This window comes from Chitinophaga sp. 180180018-3 (assembly GCF_037893185.1).
GTDB lineage: Bacteria > Bacteroidota > Bacteroidia > Chitinophagales > Chitinophagaceae > Chitinophaga.
Map to the genome: position 1 here is coordinate 1443228 of NZ_CP140772.1, position 16297 is coordinate 1459524.

The 16297-nt window shown below is 43.1% G+C and carries 13 protein-coding genes; 7 read left to right on the forward strand and 6 right to left on the reverse strand.

Annotated elements, in window-relative coordinates; all coding sequences use genetic code 11:
• The first annotated feature begins 184 nt into the window (after positions 1–184).
• The 3 genes from UNH61_RS05880 to UNH61_RS05890 all read left to right on the forward strand — a co-directional run bounded on the left by UNH61_RS05880 (position 185) and on the right by UNH61_RS05890 (position 4933).
• On the forward strand, positions 185–469 hold the full coding sequence (locus tag UNH61_RS05880; RefSeq protein WP_326991202.1) for a hypothetical protein: 285 nt from the start codon (positions 185–187) through the stop codon (positions 467–469).
• Positions 470–728: 259 nt separating this feature from the next.
• Positions 729–3836 (forward strand): hypothetical protein, encoded by a 3108-nt coding sequence (locus UNH61_RS05885; RefSeq protein ID WP_326991203.1) that lies wholly within the window; start codon positions 729–731, stop codon positions 3834–3836.
• 2 nt (positions 3837–3838) lie between these two features.
• Positions 3839–4933 (forward strand): ATP-binding protein, encoded by a 1095-nt coding sequence (locus UNH61_RS05890; RefSeq protein WP_326991204.1) that lies wholly within the window; start codon positions 3839–3841, stop codon positions 4931–4933.
• Between the two features lie 34 nt (positions 4934–4967).
• Here the strand turns inward: UNH61_RS05890 and mobC are convergent, their stop codons facing one another.
• Genes mobC through UNH61_RS05905 form a run of 3 tightly spaced genes read right to left on the reverse strand, consistent with a single transcriptional unit; the run spans position 4968 to position 8676 of the window.
• A complete protein-coding gene (mobC, locus tag UNH61_RS05895) occupies positions 4968–6953 on the reverse strand; it encodes a conjugal transfer protein MobC (RefSeq protein ID WP_326991205.1) in 1986 nt (661 codons plus the stop codon).
• Between the two features lie 41 nt (positions 6954–6994).
• Positions 6995–8308 (reverse strand): relaxase/mobilization nuclease domain-containing protein, encoded by a 1314-nt coding sequence (locus tag UNH61_RS05900; RefSeq protein WP_326991206.1) that lies wholly within the window; start codon positions 8306–8308, stop codon positions 6995–6997.
• Positions 8293–8676 carry a plasmid mobilization relaxosome protein MobC gene (locus tag UNH61_RS05905; RefSeq protein ID WP_326991207.1) on the reverse strand — a complete coding sequence of 128 codons (384 nt, stop codon included), beginning with the start codon at positions 8674–8676 and terminating at the stop codon, positions 8293–8295. The genes UNH61_RS05900 and UNH61_RS05905 overlap by 16 nt, the downstream gene beginning before the upstream one ends.
• 604 nt (positions 8677–9280) lie before the next feature.
• Here UNH61_RS05905 and UNH61_RS05910 point away from each other — a divergent pair.
• A complete protein-coding gene (locus UNH61_RS05910; RefSeq protein WP_326991208.1) occupies positions 9281–9634 on the forward strand; it encodes a hypothetical protein in 354 nt (117 codons plus the stop codon).
• Positions 9635–9899: 265 nt separating this feature from the next.
• On the opposite strand, the gene UNH61_RS05915 is transcribed toward UNH61_RS05910, so the two are convergent.
• Both UNH61_RS05915 and UNH61_RS05920 read right to left on the reverse strand, forming a co-directional pair.
• Positions 9900–10979 (reverse strand): DUF932 domain-containing protein, encoded by a 1080-nt coding sequence (locus UNH61_RS05915; protein ID WP_326991209.1) that lies wholly within the window; start codon positions 10977–10979, stop codon positions 9900–9902.
• An 85-nt stretch (positions 10980–11064) separates the two neighbouring features.
• A complete protein-coding gene (locus UNH61_RS05920) occupies positions 11065–11412 on the reverse strand; it encodes a hypothetical protein (RefSeq protein ID WP_326991210.1) in 348 nt (115 codons plus the stop codon).
• Between the two features lie 1177 nt (positions 11413–12589).
• Here UNH61_RS05920 and UNH61_RS05925 point away from each other — a divergent pair.
• From UNH61_RS05925 to UNH61_RS05935, 3 genes are all read left to right on the forward strand, one after another.
• Positions 12590–12976: an AraC family transcriptional regulator gene (locus UNH61_RS05925; protein WP_339071613.1), complete on the forward strand. Its 387-nt coding sequence runs from the start codon at positions 12590–12592 to the stop codon at positions 12974–12976.
• Between the two features lie 106 nt (positions 12977–13082).
• Positions 13083–14246 carry a hypothetical protein gene (locus UNH61_RS05930; RefSeq protein WP_326991212.1) on the forward strand — a complete coding sequence of 388 codons (1164 nt, stop codon included), beginning with the start codon at positions 13083–13085 and terminating at the stop codon, positions 14244–14246.
• 315 nt (positions 14247–14561) lie between these two features.
• Positions 14562–14888: a hypothetical protein gene (locus tag UNH61_RS05935; RefSeq protein WP_326991213.1), complete on the forward strand. Its 327-nt coding sequence runs from the start codon at positions 14562–14564 to the stop codon at positions 14886–14888.
• Between the two features lie 36 nt (positions 14889–14924).
• Here UNH61_RS05935 and UNH61_RS05940 read toward each other — a convergent pair whose 3' ends face one another.
• Complete coding sequence (locus UNH61_RS05940) at positions 14925–16292, reverse strand: RagB/SusD family nutrient uptake outer membrane protein (protein ID WP_326991214.1); 1368 nt, start codon at positions 16290–16292, stop codon at positions 14925–14927.
• Positions 16293–16297 lie beyond the last annotated feature (5 nt).

Consider the following 16297-nt stretch of genomic DNA (forward strand, 5'->3'; position numbering starts at 1 on the left):
TTTCGGTAGCTTTTGAATGCAAAGGTAACTTCATATCAAAGGCAAAGCAAGAAAATTGTTACTGACGGAGGAAATAGATGCCGCTGACTATAAAGCAATCAAAACTGAGAGCGAAAGAAAAATTATTCTGCTGGAAGCTAAACTCATGGATGCTACCTAAAAGACAAATAATATAGAATCCCTGTTGGACAAAGCCGTAAAATCCCTTGTAACCCTTGACCAGCCTTATAAAGATGGAGATGTGAAGAAGAAGCGGCAAATTATTGGTTCGATTTTTCCCGAAAAACTCGTTTTTGATGGAATCAATTATCGAACCGCCCGACTTAATGAAGCCGTCAAGCTAATATATACGCTGGACGCGGGTTTTCCAGAAAATAAAAATGGACAAACCGAGATGAATTTCGATTTGTCCACTTTAGTGCCCAGAACTGGATTCTTTACAGTCTGGTTTTCAATATCTTACAAGTAAAGTGTGTCAAAATTGTGTCGTGATATAAAAGAACATCGTTTTTAAACGTTTATGCGCTCTTTCTCCCTGTCGGCAGCAAATTAAGAAAAAATTTTGAGTAGGCAGATCCATTTTCCTTATTGATTATCCCTGTATTCATTGATATCAGATATACACACATGTTAATGATAGGTATATAAAAAATTTTCTTATGTATTTTCAGTTAACTATTTTATTTATTCGTATATTTTAACCGGTTTTCCTCAATATATCTGTGAAAATGAACTACAAAACCTTAGTACAGCAGCAGACCCAAGACGGCTATATGAAGAAAGTAGCCGGCGATCTTAAAGAAAAAATGCGCAAATTGCGACAGGGTGCCCACCCGTCAGATGTCCGCCGCTGGATATGGGAATTGATACAAAATGGGAAAGATGTGGCCAGCCCTGGGGTACCATTTCACGCTTCAATCAATCTGAGTAGTGAAACGGCTCCGGCAGTATTAGAATTTAAACATAATGGTAGACCTTTTTCCGTAAAAAACATCACTTACCTGGTAGAAGCTGTTTCCTCCAAGGATCAGGAAGAATACGAAGAAGGGCAACGACCTACCGGACAGTTTGGCAGCGGCTTCCTTACAACGCATCTCTTATCTCCCAAAGTGGAGCTGGAGACGATCATAAAAGCAGATAGTCTTCCATATAAAAAATGTCTTCTGGAATTAGATCGTAGCGCAACCGACGTGGAAGGCGTCATGAAAAGTATGCGATCATCTCTAGCCATTTTGGAAACTCTTGACGAACTGCAAGATATTACTGATTATGACCCGCATGAGTTTTCCACTACCTTCCGTTACCATCTCGACGCCCATAGTGTGGAAATAGCCAAAATAGGGCTCCAAGATCTAGTTCAGTCTATGATCTTCACACTGGTATTTGTGCCGGTTATTAAGTCCATTACCATTGAAAACTATGGCATTACGTATCGGCTACTGGATGAGTTGACAAAAGAAAAAAACGGCGTTACATTCTTTACAGTAGAAACTATAGACGGGCTTGGCGTACCGGCGAGGCAGCAGATTGTCAGTGTAATGGGGAAACGTACGCAGATTGCTATGCCCGTGATTACCAGCGATGGAACCTTGTACTTCCAGAAACTAGACGACACCCAACCACGGTTGTTTTGTGATTTCCCGATGATTGGAAGTGAAGACTTTCCATTCCCGGTAATAGCCAATAGCTCTTACTACGACCTTGATGACCCCAGAAGTACCATCATTTTGTCAGATGTTAAGGAAGCCGGTATCGATGAGAATAAAGCCTTGATAAAGGAAGCTGTAGGCTTATACATACAACTACTCAGGTATTGTGATGGTAACAAGGAGACGCAGCATATTTTTAATATTGCAAAAACGAATGCCAAGTTTAAACGCGACTGGCTCAGCGATACCTGGTACAAAAACGAGATGTTAAACCCAGTGCTGGACGCTCTCTCTTCAATGGCTATAGTCGATCTTGCAAGCGGGGAAAAGGTTAAAATTGATGATGGAGAAAAAACAGCGAATGTCATCTTCCCAGCACATGTAAATGCTGAGGTACGGAAGTCACTTTATCATCTTGGAAAGCAGTTATGGCCTCATGCCATGCCCCGGGAGACCGAGATTGGCGAATGGTTTGATGTATTGTGGCCGCGGTGCTACAAGCTCACGTTAAAGTCATTGAGCGAATTTATTGCTAACAAGGGTAATATTACCAATCTCGAAGAACACCTTGGGGAAAAATGTAAAATCAACGACTGGCTGAACAACTATTATGACCTGCTCAATTTTGAGGAAATCTATGTAGCGGATATAGTAAGCAATTCTATAGCAGTCATCCCAGATCAGAATGGCCAGTTTAGGCTCATGAAGGACGTAAAGTTCGACAATGGCCTGGAGGATGTATTCAAAGACGTATTGAAAACGCTTGGCTATGACATTCGGCATGAACTACGTAGAAATGAACTTATCACAAAAAATAGATATAAAGAAGAGCCAAAATATAAAATTGTTCATTTCACCTATAAAAGGGAGAATGTTTATACGGCACTAAACCAATATTTAAAGGAAGCACCTGTAGGCGATATACTCCAGCCAGCAGCAAGTATTGCTGCTATTACCACGTTGCAAGGAAATGCGCCTGCCTGGCATCAGCAGCTTTTTGGGGTAATGCAGCGCCTATTTCCCGACCTACCAGTGAAAGAAGTACAAGTAAACGAATATTCAGAAAATATTTATGAACAAGCGAGCCTTGTAGTAGTTCACCATATACTGGAAAAAATTTCGTCCCTAATTACGTTAGAGAACTTTACGGGTGAATTAGGCTTTAAAGATACTGAAACCGCTCTGAAATTTTTGTCTGACTTTGTTTCACTGCTACAGCAAATGGGGCAAGAACATTTAGTACACACCACAGATTTTCCAATATTGCCAAACCAGCACGGCATCTTTCGTACTAAGGAAGAATTAATGGGAGGACCTAATACTGATGAAACGCTCAAAGACATTTCCGCGCTGTTAGGTCATGACTATAGAAAAAATCTTATAGATCAGTCTCTGCTACTTACTTTTAGCGATGCAATGACAGTCACCGATACAATCATTGCCGAAAAAATATCCTCTCTTGCAGGTAGTCTCATGGCAGATATGCGCCAAGACGAGGATACTCAAAAAGCATTTGCTAAGTTGTTTACCTGGTTTAATGAAAAAAGAACCAAGGCGCAATTGCTGTTTGGAGATTTATACACTAATCGGCACCGTCTTTGTGAACCCGACACGATTATTACTTCCATGGAGAAGGCCGCAGATTTAGACGCTCTGCTAAAAGAAAATGGTGTTGCGTCAGTAGAAGACTTGCGACTGATATTACAAAACAATTTCGGCAAGCCACCCCAACCAGACATTAGTGAGATAACCAAGGACATACTGGTTAATTTGGGTGTTAAAAATTATGAGGAGTTCAAGGAAGCGCTAAAAGACAAGAACCTTGCCGAACTGTTCGGCCACGTTTCTGTTCCATCGGTTGAATATTTTATGTTTGCCGAAAGCAAAATAGATCGAACCCAAGGCCAGGTAAAGGATTTTTTAATTCGGTTGGGGTATAATTTCTCCATGGCCGATTCCTCTACATCAAATATCTTCATTGGTGTATTAAAAGATGGTCGTTCAATTGACATTGTTTGCAGACCGGGAGATAACAATGAAGTCATTCTTTATTCTGGTGCGGAAATCGCACATTTGAAAAATCAAGGCGCCGAACTATGGGTTTCAAAAGCAACCGGTGATCCTATACAGCTGACCATTGGCAAAATAGTAGAAGATAATGACCTTAAAAAAATTAGATTTACCTGAACATGAACATCAAAGAATATTTTGAATATCATATAGGCAAACCAGAAGGGCCACAGTTGGAATATAAAGCTACTCCAATTCCATCACACACTATTGCACAGATATTAGCCAGTTTTGCCAATTCAGAAGGAGGAGGATTGGTTTTCGGTATTCGGATGATACCTATCGACAAAAAAAACATAGAGGGCCTTAGCACGGATTTTAACATGAAAGGCATGGTTCAGAAAGCCGTAGGATTAATGGAACCACAACCTACGGTTTTTAGTGACTACTTTGATCATCAGGGGAAATTGCTTTTTGGTATTATCGTCGAAAAAAGTAACACCCCAGTACTCGTTGGCGGTCAGACGTATCAAAGGATACATGATAGAACAATGAATGTCAGCAGTCCTGGATACGCTGGCAGACCTACCATGAACTACCGTGAGTTCAATGATGTATTTACCCTTCTTGAAAACGAGCGAAAGGTTGCCACCAGTTCCAAAAAACGCTTTCTTGATCACTATAACAGTACACTTAGTCTATACCAACCTCTGCTTCAAGCATATTATCCCGCTGATATTACAGCCAAAGTGACAACACAACAGGGAAAGGTATTCAATAGAATTTTGTTTGCATCCTGCGTGGATAATTTTGAAACATATCTTTCCTCGCTGCTTTATGAGATTTACCTGGCTATCCCTAATACTCTAAAGAGTGGCGAATCCCTCGTGAAGGTGGCAGACGTACTGGCATGTTCAGATATCGAGGAGATAATCCAAATGGTTGCCGCCAACAGAGTAAGAACGCTACAAAAGGGCAGTGTAAAAGGCTTTATCAAGGACAATGAGCAAATCCGAATCCTAGAAGCCATAAATGACACCCAAATAAAAGAGATCGAAAGAATACTGCAAATTCGTCACCTTTATACCCATAGGAATGGTATCGTAGACGAAGGCTTTCTGGTCTACTTCCGGGGGGAGTTTCAATTGAATGAAGAGCATCAGCTTTCATTGGAACAAATGCTTATTAAACTAGAATACCTCGTAAACATAGTTTCTGTAATTGATGGAAAGGCAGTGGCGAAATATGGGCTTTCTACCCAAGACCCCGCCTAAAGCCTAATAAAACATTAATAAAACTTTGATTTATCTATTTTTTAATTAGTAAGTGCGATAATACTGGATCATTTATTATTCTGTCGAGCTCGGCTGATACAATATCCTGAACGTCCAGTTTAATCTGAAGAAAGTTGTTTTGAACAATATTGTTATCAAGGCTACGAACCAGCGGAAGATCTTTATACCTCTCCTGATTTCTCTTAATGGTAACAGGGTCATTCGTTACTTTACAGTGAAATACTTTTTGTGGGATTACCTGGTCCGGCGTATCCGCGACCACACCCACAAATTCCCCGGCTGAAAGCCCGGATATCGTAGATGCCGGTACTGCAAACTCCAGCTGTTGGGAATGGCTGACCGAAGTATCAGAGCTGTTAACTGATACACTGGAGCGGTCCTGCATTATCTTCCCTATCCTCTCGCTCATCTGCTTGGCAGTATCCCCGCTTACCTGCCCACAGATGATGTTTCCACATAAATTCATCAACACATCTGCCATCTCACGGGAATAGTCCTTCCTTACCTGATCGAGGTTCTGGACTACTAATGTGGTTGCTATAAGATTGGATCTACCAGTACCGACCAAGGCATCAATACCATTTACCGTCAGGGTGGGAAACTCCTCGAAATTCACTGCACACTTGAGTTTACCTTTTTTATTGATTTGTTTTATCAGTCTGTTGATATATAAAGAAAGAACAGCACCATACACAGTTTGTTTTTGCGGGTTGTTCCCCATGCAGAGGATCTGCGGGGCTTGTGGGTTGTTAATATCCAGATTGAAATCATTTCCGGAAAGCACGAAATACAGTTCAGGAGAAGACAGGCGAGCCATTGCAATTTTCGCGCTGGCGATCTGGCCTTCAAGCTGCTCCATAACATCATTTTCTAACGCCGTTATGAACGGACTTATCAATGGCTGAATTTCGCTTTGTGCGCATCGTAGAATAGTGAACAGCTTGGAGTATTCAACTTGAATGAGTTCCACGACGTGAGGCAACGTACAGAATTTACCATCCTGATATTTTCTGAGATACCAGATAATGGCTGTCAGAAAAATAATCGGAGATTCCACGAAAAAATCACCTCCGCGTTGAATCCAGTTACGATTGAGTCCCAAGAGGATTGTCCTCGCGCTTTCCCCTGCATCTGTAATGTCTGCCATCCCACTTGGCTCCAATGGGTTGCATCTTCCAGATCGGGTCAGGTCTTCAAAAAGAATCGCATTAAAACCTGGAATAACCTTATACCTATGTTTGTATTTCAGGAAATGGTTATAGGCTATAAGGGTAAGGTCCGGGTACTTCCAATCATGAATAAACATGGTGTAGCCCTTCTCTATCTGTTGTTTGATTATATTCTCCAGGATATACCAGGTTTTTCCACTCCCTGGTTGGCCAGCCAAAAGTACACCCCTAGCGGGATTGACCAGGTTTATATGGCTTTTGCGTGTTTGCTTTTTTAGTTTATATGTAGCAGGCAGGTTTATGGAGAACTCATTGCTGATTAACCGCTCTTCCTGTGGGAAGCTCTGGCCTTCCTGGTTGAAGATATCGCGGCGGTTAATTTTTAGCTTCAGAACACGGGACAGTAAAGTGCCGCCTGTAAGTATCAGGATGTATCCAGTTCCGGTGGTTCCAATGTAAATAACGGTGCGTAGTTGTGTTGTAACCGGTATCAGAAAACTATAATAGCTAGTAAAATAGAACAACAGGCCGGAAACCATATAAATCACCGCCGTTCTATACTGTATCTTTTCATCCTTCCTCCCCTGGGCGCCCAGCAGTGTGATGCCGAGGAATCCCAGGGCGATTAACTTGGATTTATGGAAATAGGAAAACAGCCCCGTCTTGGCGATATTCTCCAACAATCGGTCTGTAATATCTGCTGTCAGCTGCCATGTATGAAACCCTGAATAGCAATAGTAATAAAAGTGAATAATCAGTACAGATATGCTGATCAATCGGGTCATGTCCAGGATCTTCCTTAATCCCTGGTCGTTTTCTCCTGTACGCATTTTTCAGTTCCTCCATTTCTCTTGCACGTGCGCATGAGCGTCTAATCGTTATCTGATGGGCGTTTCCGCCTTTTTTTCTTTCGGCGTTGCTCGGGAGCTTCAAAATTATACTCCGGCTGGAGCAACTGTTCAATAATACCAGGGACCGCGGAAGCTATTCCCCCTGGTCCAGTGGCCTGTGGTATAGATATTTGATCCCGTTGAAATGAGCCTGTCAATACTGGACCATCTGATTTCATCTGATTATCTGTAGAAAGGATATCAGGTTTTAGCTCTGGAGCTTGTGCGAATGGCGTTTGTGTATTGGTGGCGCATCGTTGTTGCAGGCCGCCGGCGCTGTATTGCTTGCCTAGCGTACTCCCGTTGAACACACATTTAGTCTGATGATCAACAAACGTGATCCCGTATAGCTGGCCGGCAGCGTTCTGCCGTCTGACTGTGGAAATACCTTCTTTTTCCAGGGTGGTTACCAGCTGGGATATAGACAGCTGGCGTTGCCCAGCTAATGCCCAGTCTATTGCAGTTTTTATCTTTTTAGCGTGAGGCTCTTTTTGTGGCTGATTTTCCTGAAACTGTTGCTCCAGATGGGCCAGTGTTGGTTTACTATAGATGGAACTGGCTTTAATGGGGACCCCTACTTTGTTACCTTGTTCATCCAGGACACGATAGACAAGGCCGCCTTTCTGAAAGGCGCGGGAATCTTCTTTCCCTCTGTCGGCGGTGATGTTATAAAGCCGGAGGATAGCATTCAGCTCTGGGAGAGAGCTATATTTGTACTTTTTGATTACGGCATCGAGTACATTGATGATGCTGCGCTTAGTTTCCGTTTTACCATAGATAATTTTTTGTGCGTTTACAGGATGAACGTCTTTTAATAGCTCCTTCTGACTTTCTGCGCGTACCAGCCCGTATTGCGCCTCAATAGCCTTCCGTGCAGGTTCTGATTTGTATTTGCCAATATTATGCAGTCGGATTGGCGTACCATCAGCCTTGATGGAAGTTGTGATAATGTGGATATGCGGGTGCCCCGCATCATAGTGTTCATATATCAGGAATGGCTGGCCGGAAAAACCAATACGTTTCATATAGTCCTCTGCGATGGTGACCAGCTTTTCAGGCGGGAACTTCTCTGTGGGGTGAAAGTTCAGGGAAATATGCAGGATCTTGGTTTTTATCCGCTCATTCAGGGCATTTTGATGCTGAAATCTTTCCAATTTATCATAGAAGTTCATTTCCTCTTTATCCTGGAGGAAATTACCAGCATGAATCAGCGTAGCACAACCTTCTTTGACCTTATTCTCATTGTAATTGAGTACACGGAGAATACTTCCGGGAAATTTTATTTTTGCGACCATTGCCGATAGATTTGGTTCATTCGTTGATTGATTTCCGATACCTTTTGTAATAGTTCCTGTTGCTGCTTTTCATTGGAAACTATCCAGGTAAGATATTCCGGTTGTTCTCGTAGGGTATGAAGCTTTTTAACAGCCTGGTTATAATTGTTTCCGATGGCGCTCAATTCATTTTTCAATGCGATCAGTGCTGCCAAAAGGTCATCGGCAGATTGATTGCGGAGCTTTACAGTAACCGGCTTTTGAAGTAAAACAGCCCTGATATACTGGCTCAACTTCCGGCATGTGGTGGCTTTGTATAGCTGAAAAATCTGCTTATATTCTTCCGGCTTCACCCGTATGCTGATCCATTTTCTTTCCTTCGTATCCATAAGTATCCATTTTCTTCTCTTAAAAAATTCCGAGTTCCGAGGAATTTGAAATATACCGCTGCCGACGTCGGAGGCGAGCGGCGAGATTCGTTGTGCAACAACGGTACATCTCGCCGGGTGCCATCAATGGTACACTGATCCTCCTTCCGGAAGTATCGGCAGCCTTTTTATAGGATATCCACCGTCTTCTTTCTGAGTGTATCTGTGATCTTGTTTGAGTGTCCACGGCCTCATGATATGGAGCTATCCTGTCTGAAGTAATATATCTATTTGCTCTGCCGCCGTCAAGGATAGACAGCCAGGAAGAGAGTAAATGCCAGCGGTAGAAAGTATGTTCTACCGTATTTTGCTGTGACTTCTTCAGGAATTGTCAGGCTGAAAATCTGGCAGCAGGACCACTTCTATGCCAGCCTGTGAGAAAGACAGGTATTCTTTTGTTGATCATCATACATCACTATTTCAAATATCAATAATCAGTTTCTTTCTCTGCAAAGCTAATGTTGCACAATGTTTCAGGGAATACATGTATCAATTCCATACAGGCTGTGTATATTCCTTTCCGTTAGTTTTGTGATTATAATTTTTTACCTAAAAACGAAATGTGATGGATGGAAATGTGCAAACCTTTGGTGAAGCCATAGCTGCCGGATGCGAACCAAGAGAATACCTGTTTGATACAGCGCACCTACCTACAGGAACTGTTCAGGCGTTCCTGGATTTCAAAATATGGACAAAAAGCGGCACAGGGATAACCTGTTTCTTCCAAGAAGAAAAAACAGGCAGGAAATTCCGGCTAACGGTCTTCCGTCGGAAAGATGCGGATACATATAAGCTGGATGATGGACGGATTGATTTCGGGACTTGTCCGCTGAATCTGCTATACCAGCTTGTATCGAATAAAAACAGCAATGGAAATATCGTATTGCGGCAGGCTGGTATTATAGAGACAGTGCGATAATAACGTATAAGTCTGGAGCCATTGACTTCCGGAGATAAATGGTTTTCGTAGTTTCAGTTATAGTTGTGATGTATCCGGGTATTCCTACCCGGATTTTTATCGTAATACTAACAGGTACCTATCTTTCAGGATGGTCACCTTTCTAAATATCCGCAACGGCCTGTCCCGGAGGGCAGGGCGTTTTTTTTGAAAAAAAAGCCCATCCTATCTTGTAGGATTTCGCATAAAAAGAAATAGCGGGGAGACATGCCCCCCGCTGTGATGGTTAGTTAAAGATTAGTCCTTCTGTTCCTTTAGTGGCAAAGGATTGGCAAAGATTAAAGGCGGACTGTGTACGCTGCTGCCCTGTACCGTTCATAATGGAGTTTAACTTCAGCTCCTGTGTTTTATAGGTACGCACGTTCTGAAAATAGCCGCTAACCGCATTGTACGCACCAAAGAGGGTGCCGCGCGTGGTGTCTGTCTGTTGCGTGCTATCGCTCATTGCATACTCATATACACGATCAACGATATTGGTAAAGGTGGTAGAAAGTTCGTCCATTTTTCCGGCGGTAATGTTGTGCAAAACTTCTTTATTAGGCACCATCGCTAGCTGAATGAGTTTTTTTACTTCAGGGTCGGTAATTCTCACTTTTGCCCACTGGTTAAAAATATCCTCCATCTGAATAGATAATTTATTAGCAATGCCCATCACCTTGTGGGCCTCCGTCAGTTTGTCCTTTGCGTTGGTCGTGTGGCGAATCTTCACACTATTGGAATGGTTACGCATGGCCGCATTTAAGGTATTGTTACAAACTATTCTGATAGGTGTAAAGGCGGCGGTAATGCTACCCATACCGTTATGGCTGGTGGTTAAGAAAAGATATTGCTCTATCAGATCATCGTTTCCGACCCGGATATAAGACGGGAGTTTTGCAGTTATAAATATACGTTCTCCCTGACCCAAGGCCCCAGCAGTTTCGTAAAAAATACCGTCACCATCTACAATAGAATCAAAAAAGGCAAAGGCATCAACATTTTGTACCACTTCGTACTCCCGGCCTACAACACCTAATACAGTTTCGTTATCTGTGCGGACTGTTGCAAAGTAGTTCGGAACATCAATTTCCGGGATGATGATATTACCTTCGTTTTCTTCGTCCTTTTTACTGTTGGCAAAATTTGAATTATCATACGTGAACAGAGGGCGTTTTTCCACAGTGTAGTCCAGGCCCGCAAACTGAATGGCTTCTGCACTTGTAGGATGACTTTCAACTATCTGTCCTAAGCCGTGCCACGCTTTTTCTTGTACTGAAAAGAAACTATGTTTGCCTGTTTGTTCGTTAAAAAAAATATTATGTGCCATAAAATAACCCGTTTTTAACTTGTAGGCCGCAGATGGGAAGCTGCGGTAAAATGTGATTGAGAAAGTTTGAAACAAAGGCGGTTGACTAATCGCCCAGAAGTGTGAGCTGTTCCGGGTTTGCACGATTGGCATAACTGGTATGACTGTGTTTTTTCACCAGGAACCAGACCGTTATATCTTCGTTTAGAAGAATCGCCCACGCAGTAAAGAGGGCTTTAGACCTTGATACGCGGCGCAGACGTTGAATTTGCCATGATAACCGCATTAGCCGGGAAAGGTGTTTTTGTTTCATGATCGCTTTTTTAGGTGAAGAATCTGTAAGGCTCGGCATCCCGCCTGCCACACAACCGTAGCGACCAGCCATTGCAGCGTTCAGCACAGACCAAATTTTTTCAGAAAAAAATACGACCGCGTTCCACTGAAAAATCATCATGAACGTGGTGGAGATTTTTTTAGGAAAAAATTTTGACAGTGATGAACGGTGTAATAACTTTCGGAGGGGAGAATGAGGAAATATCCCACTTCTTCGGAAAACGTCAAACAGTGCGGTAAGGAAGAACGGAGCGTCGCAACGGAGGCTAATCAGGATGACCACCGCCGATCACCAACCATTGCAATTATTTACCTGATAAGATTGCTAGTCATTTCCATAACTAAGTGCAGTCATTCGTATTGATAAATATCAGATGGAAGGATTGTTATTTTAGCCACCAATGGCCTTTTCCAAATGAGGCATATGCTCATGGACTAAGCAAACCGTTAAAATTTCGGTTTATTTTTCAAGATGTCGCTTTTATACTAAGTTATATATACAGTGTTTTATTATATTCGTAAAGTATATATTGAGGTACATACAAGAAAAGTTAACCTATTATAGAATGCTGACTATTAATTAATAATTGTAGCCATTTCTCCCACTGCCACATTTCAAAAATTTGAGTGTACCTGAATATGTCAGGCGTTGTGCCACATTTATCGGAAACAAGTAACCATTAAAAAAAGATGCAATGCGTTGTAATTTAACCTCTGCTGCCTCCTATCCAATCCGATTTTTAAAGGAGATTCCTACAGTTTGGACACCTGACCAGGTGCCGGCTATCAAACGGTATGCAGCGCGGTATAGAAAGGGAATCATGCTATTTCAATGTATAGAAGAAGACAATGATTGTTCCCTGTGGCATAATGTCTTCAGGTTAAATGACACAGATACGTTAAGGAGTTCCTGCATCTGTCCAATGGTGGCTCTGCGGGTATCTTTAAGTGGATTACTTCACTTTAGGGCAGGTGAGTTAGGAGAATTTGAGCTGGCTCCCAGGCAGGCGCTTTTATTTTATTTACCGCGCCCAACCAGCGAGCTAATCCTTAGTGGCGGCAAGGAGTATACTTTTTTTGATATTTTATTGCCGGAGAAATATATGCAACATTTTTTGCCATATTATACTATTCTACCTCCATTTGCCAGAAAGATGGCTGACCGGGTGGCGACCAGCCTTACTTCTTTTCCCATCCGGTTGTCCGCTCCAGGGTTACATTATATTGACAGGCTATTAAACTGTACCTACACCGGTTCCCTGCGTAGTATGTACATTGATGCCCGAATAATGGACACAATGACGGAAGTACTTTCGATAGCTGAAGGCAGTGCCAAACGTGAAATCCAGCTGACTGATGAAGAGACCAGCCGGATACTCCAGATCCGTAAACTACTGGGAGAAAACCTCCATAAGCATTACCGGATAAAGGATCTGTCCCGAATGGTCTATATTAATGAGTATAAGTTAAAACGGGGCTTTCAGCAGGTGGTTGGGGCTAGTATTTTCGATTATCAGCTTAACCGTCGGATGCAGGAAGCACAGATGCACCTTTCCAATACTGAAATGTCGCTGGAGGAAATAGCAGAGGCAACCGGGTATCAATATCTGTCTAGTTTTATCAGCGCATTCCGGCACCACTTTGGGCTCACACCATCCGTATTCCGTAAACAATGGCGGCGATAATATTGCATTCCCGATTGCAAAACTTTTGCTCCCATTTGCTTAGAGCAGGCAGTGGCATTAAACTGTAATTTAGTTACAGTGATATTCCTGAAAACCAGACACGACTATGAAAAAATTTTCGCTGGAATGGTTTGAGCTGTTTGTTTCCAGAACCTTGCAATCCGCCAACTTAAACCATGCTACCATTACCGCCAACTTTGTCCGTGATTCTATCCAGAAGGCCAATGAAGAAAGAGATCGCATTCGATTAGAACTACTACAGGAGATGTTCACCGTTTCCAGTGAAGAAGGGATGCGCGTTTCCGTACAACGATACCAGCTGTTACTGATTCACCTGCTTGATGAACTGTATGACCAGGAGACGACAGACGCCGGCAACCGATTGTTCCGGAAGCTTTGTCATTATTTGAGGGATTGCTTAAAGGAGCTGCTGACGTTGATAGAGAATCATTTTACCCGTTATTTTGACCTGGAGCAAAAAGTACCAGAAAGCTACCTTAGCCTGTGCCGGGAAGAGATCAGGCATGGGATCGATGAACTGGAGAACCAGCTTTATAAACATAAACAGGATGCAAAGCTGGTGCAGATACTTATAAATCATATCCGGGCATTTATATCGAACAACCGGGTACAGCTTACTTACCGGGATTTCATGTACCTCAAAGATGCCTGGGGCGAGCTTCTTCATTCCAGGATCTACGGAAAGCAGGGCAGAACTTTTCCTCTACTGGTCGAACTGCTGATCCGCATTAACTATAATTCGCCCATGTTCGCAAATTATTTTATTCAGGACTGTATGGGGGGCATGTTGAGTAAAGCAGGTACCACTGATGAAAAGATAGGAATTGTACACAGGCTGAAAAACAAGGTAAGAGAGGTAAATAAGTTGCCCAACCTCCGCATGTTACCAGCACATGCGGATATTGAGAACCAGATCATGGATATGCTTCAGGAAGAGTTATCGTTTTTACAACCTACCGGGTCTATATTTATCGGCACCGATATTGCGCCCAGTGATTATAAGGTACAGACAACGTTGCCGGTACCCATGCTGGCGGCTACAATACGTGTTTTTAAAGAAAGCGGTGTTATCCTCAACACTAATATTAAAAAACTGCTGGAATTTATTTCCGCTCATTACAGTAGCATGAAGCAGGAAAATATATCTTATACGCATCTTCACTCCAGCTACTACGATATTGATCCCAGGAATAAAGAGCGCTTGTATGACATGCTGATGGCGCTTGCCAAAGAATGCCGTAAATTATAATCTCCTCTTCTATCTACCAGCGAGCCAGGGATCAAAATTGATCCCTGGCTCGCTGGTACTTTTTCCAGGTATTACATAATTATGAAAATAATACGAATTGATACTCATATAGTTAAAAGGGCTACTACTAGGTGTGGTAGCCCTTTAGGCGGAGAGTGTATCCTTTCTTTGCCCTTGTGATATATTCTGTTTTGTTGCCTCCCGGTGGATAGCCGCAGAACCCAAACATATTGCACGTGTAATGCAGGTGGAGCCTGTGGCCTGCTGTACAGAAATACAGGCATAACCATTTCACTCACCATTTAAAAACCGATTATGAAAAATGTAAAATTAGGATTGATAGTTCTGGCCGTTATTGCCACAGTAGGTGGTGCCTATGCAGCCAGGTCCGCCAACACAAAAGCAGTAAGAGCCCAAAGCTGGTTTGAATATCAGCCAACGCAATCAGGAGGAACGTCAAACCCGGCAAATTATGTTGAAGTTTCCGGAAATGGCGGCTGCTGGGACGGCAACCAACTATGCCGTATTAAAGTAGAGAAGAATACCAGCACAGGGCGGCCCGATCAGACTGCCCTTAATGCTATGCAACCCGCGATAGATGGACTTTCCCCTATCGCCGACCAGGTTGTGTTTAAACATTAAGTAAAAAGAGGCAGGTAATTAAACCTGCCTCTTTTCTTATCGTGGGTTTTTCGGCATGTCTACAAGGGATGTAACGCTGTTAGGGATTTGAAGTACGTACCGTAGGTCTCCAGGACGCAATACGTATGTTTCGCCGTTCAGTTTTCGTGTGATGGTGGTGGCTGTGGCGGTATTTTTGTTAAGCCTGCGTAGGTCCGTCCAACGGATTGCCCGGAAAGGGAGCTGTTTTCTTCGCTCCTGAAGTGCAATAGCCAGCAGTTCATCGGCGTTTGTTGTCGAGATCGGGTGGAACAAGGCAGGAACATATCTTTTTTGAAGGAAACCGTTAAGTACCTGGAGCGCATCTGTTATTTTGCCCTGCCTCACACTGCATTCCACCAAAGTCAGATATACTTCATCCGCAGCGAGGCCAGTGAATAGCTGGGATGAGTTGCTGCCGTTGTAGTTTCCTCGAAAGCTGTTGGTCCCATTCGGATTTTTACGGAAAAATAGTTGGCTACGGAGGTCTCCTACTGCGTATGACTGTACAAGGGTACTATCAACATTCCCCTTTGCAGGATCAAGACAGTAGGAATAATTTGCACATATATGAAAAATAACCTCCGGATTGAATCGCACAAATGGCTCGGCAGCAGTAGCAGATAATCTGTTGTAGTCCAAGAGCTGCGCGCCGCCACTAATGCAGGAATCGGCGGCGCTGGCAGCCTTTATATAATTGCTCATACTTAGGTGGACACGGGAAAGCAGTGCAAAGGCAGCTACCCGGCTAGGCCGGGTTTTGTACTCCACCTGTGACTGGAGTAGCTGGCTGGCCGATTCCAGGTCATTGATGATGGTACCGTAGGTTTGTTCGACACTTGATCTGGTCGACACTTCATTGATATCTGCGGTCAGGCGGATCGGTATTCCGGCATCCTTTGAAGCGGAGGACTGGTCATATGCCAGGGCAAACTCCTGGGCTATCATAAAAAAAGCAAAAGCCCGATAAAAGAGAGCGGTCCCCTTGATCTGCTTCCAGGCAGTAAGCTGGTTCACGGGAGGATCTATATTCCGCAGCGTTTCCAGTACCACATTGGCTTTAAATACCACCTTGAAAGCAGTGCTCCAGTCTTTATCATTGCTCACATCTCTAAACCATACATAATTCTCTTTATCTGTAACTACGGCGAGGCTTGCCCAGGTATTATAGGAAAGATAATAGTTATCTGCGGCTACCTCCCCTGCGACAGGCCATGAAAGATTCATGGTGCCTACGTCATCCAACATCGCCTGAAGGTCTTGAAGGGAAGCTGGTACCACCATTTTTTTATCCGGCTTTGCATCAAGGTATTTACGGCAGGCGTTCAGTGATAATAAGATTGTCAGTGGAAGGCATACTGCTACGATCAGTTTAGAATATCTCATATTAT

Excerpts from the sequence above, each read along its gene's own strand:
- UNH61_RS05935 (WP_326991213.1), top strand. The coding sequence starts at position 14,562 with ATGAAAAATGTAAAATTAGGATTGATAGTTCTGGCCGTTATTGCCACA.
- UNH61_RS05900 (WP_326991206.1), bottom strand. The coding sequence starts at position 8,308 with ATGGTCGCAAAAATAAAATTTCCCGGAAGTATTCTCCGTGTACTCAAT.
- UNH61_RS05940 (WP_326991214.1), bottom strand. The coding sequence starts at position 16,292 with ATGAGATATTCTAAACTGATCGTAGCAGTATGCCTTCCACTGACAATC.
- UNH61_RS05885 (WP_326991203.1), top strand. The coding sequence starts at position 729 with ATGAACTACAAAACCTTAGTACAGCAGCAGACCCAAGACGGCTATATG.
- UNH61_RS05915 (WP_326991209.1), bottom strand. The coding sequence starts at position 10,979 with ATGGCACATAATATTTTTTTTAACGAACAAACAGGCAAACATAGTTTC.
- UNH61_RS05930 (WP_326991212.1), top strand. The coding sequence starts at position 13,083 with ATGAAAAAATTTTCGCTGGAATGGTTTGAGCTGTTTGTTTCCAGAACC.
- UNH61_RS05920 (WP_326991210.1), bottom strand. The coding sequence starts at position 11,412 with ATGATGATTTTTCAGTGGAACGCGGTCGTATTTTTTTCTGAAAAAATT.
- mobC (WP_326991205.1), bottom strand. The coding sequence starts at position 6,953 with ATGCGTACAGGAGAAAACGACCAGGGATTAAGGAAGATCCTGGACATG.
- UNH61_RS05910 (WP_326991208.1), top strand. The coding sequence starts at position 9,281 with ATGGATGGAAATGTGCAAACCTTTGGTGAAGCCATAGCTGCCGGATGC.
- UNH61_RS05925 (WP_339071613.1), top strand. The coding sequence starts at position 12,590 with ATGACGGAAGTACTTTCGATAGCTGAAGGCAGTGCCAAACGTGAAATC.
- UNH61_RS05890 (WP_326991204.1), top strand. The coding sequence starts at position 3,839 with ATGAACATCAAAGAATATTTTGAATATCATATAGGCAAACCAGAAGGG.
- UNH61_RS05905 (WP_326991207.1), bottom strand. The coding sequence starts at position 8,676 with ATGGATACGAAGGAAAGAAAATGGATCAGCATACGGGTGAAGCCGGAA.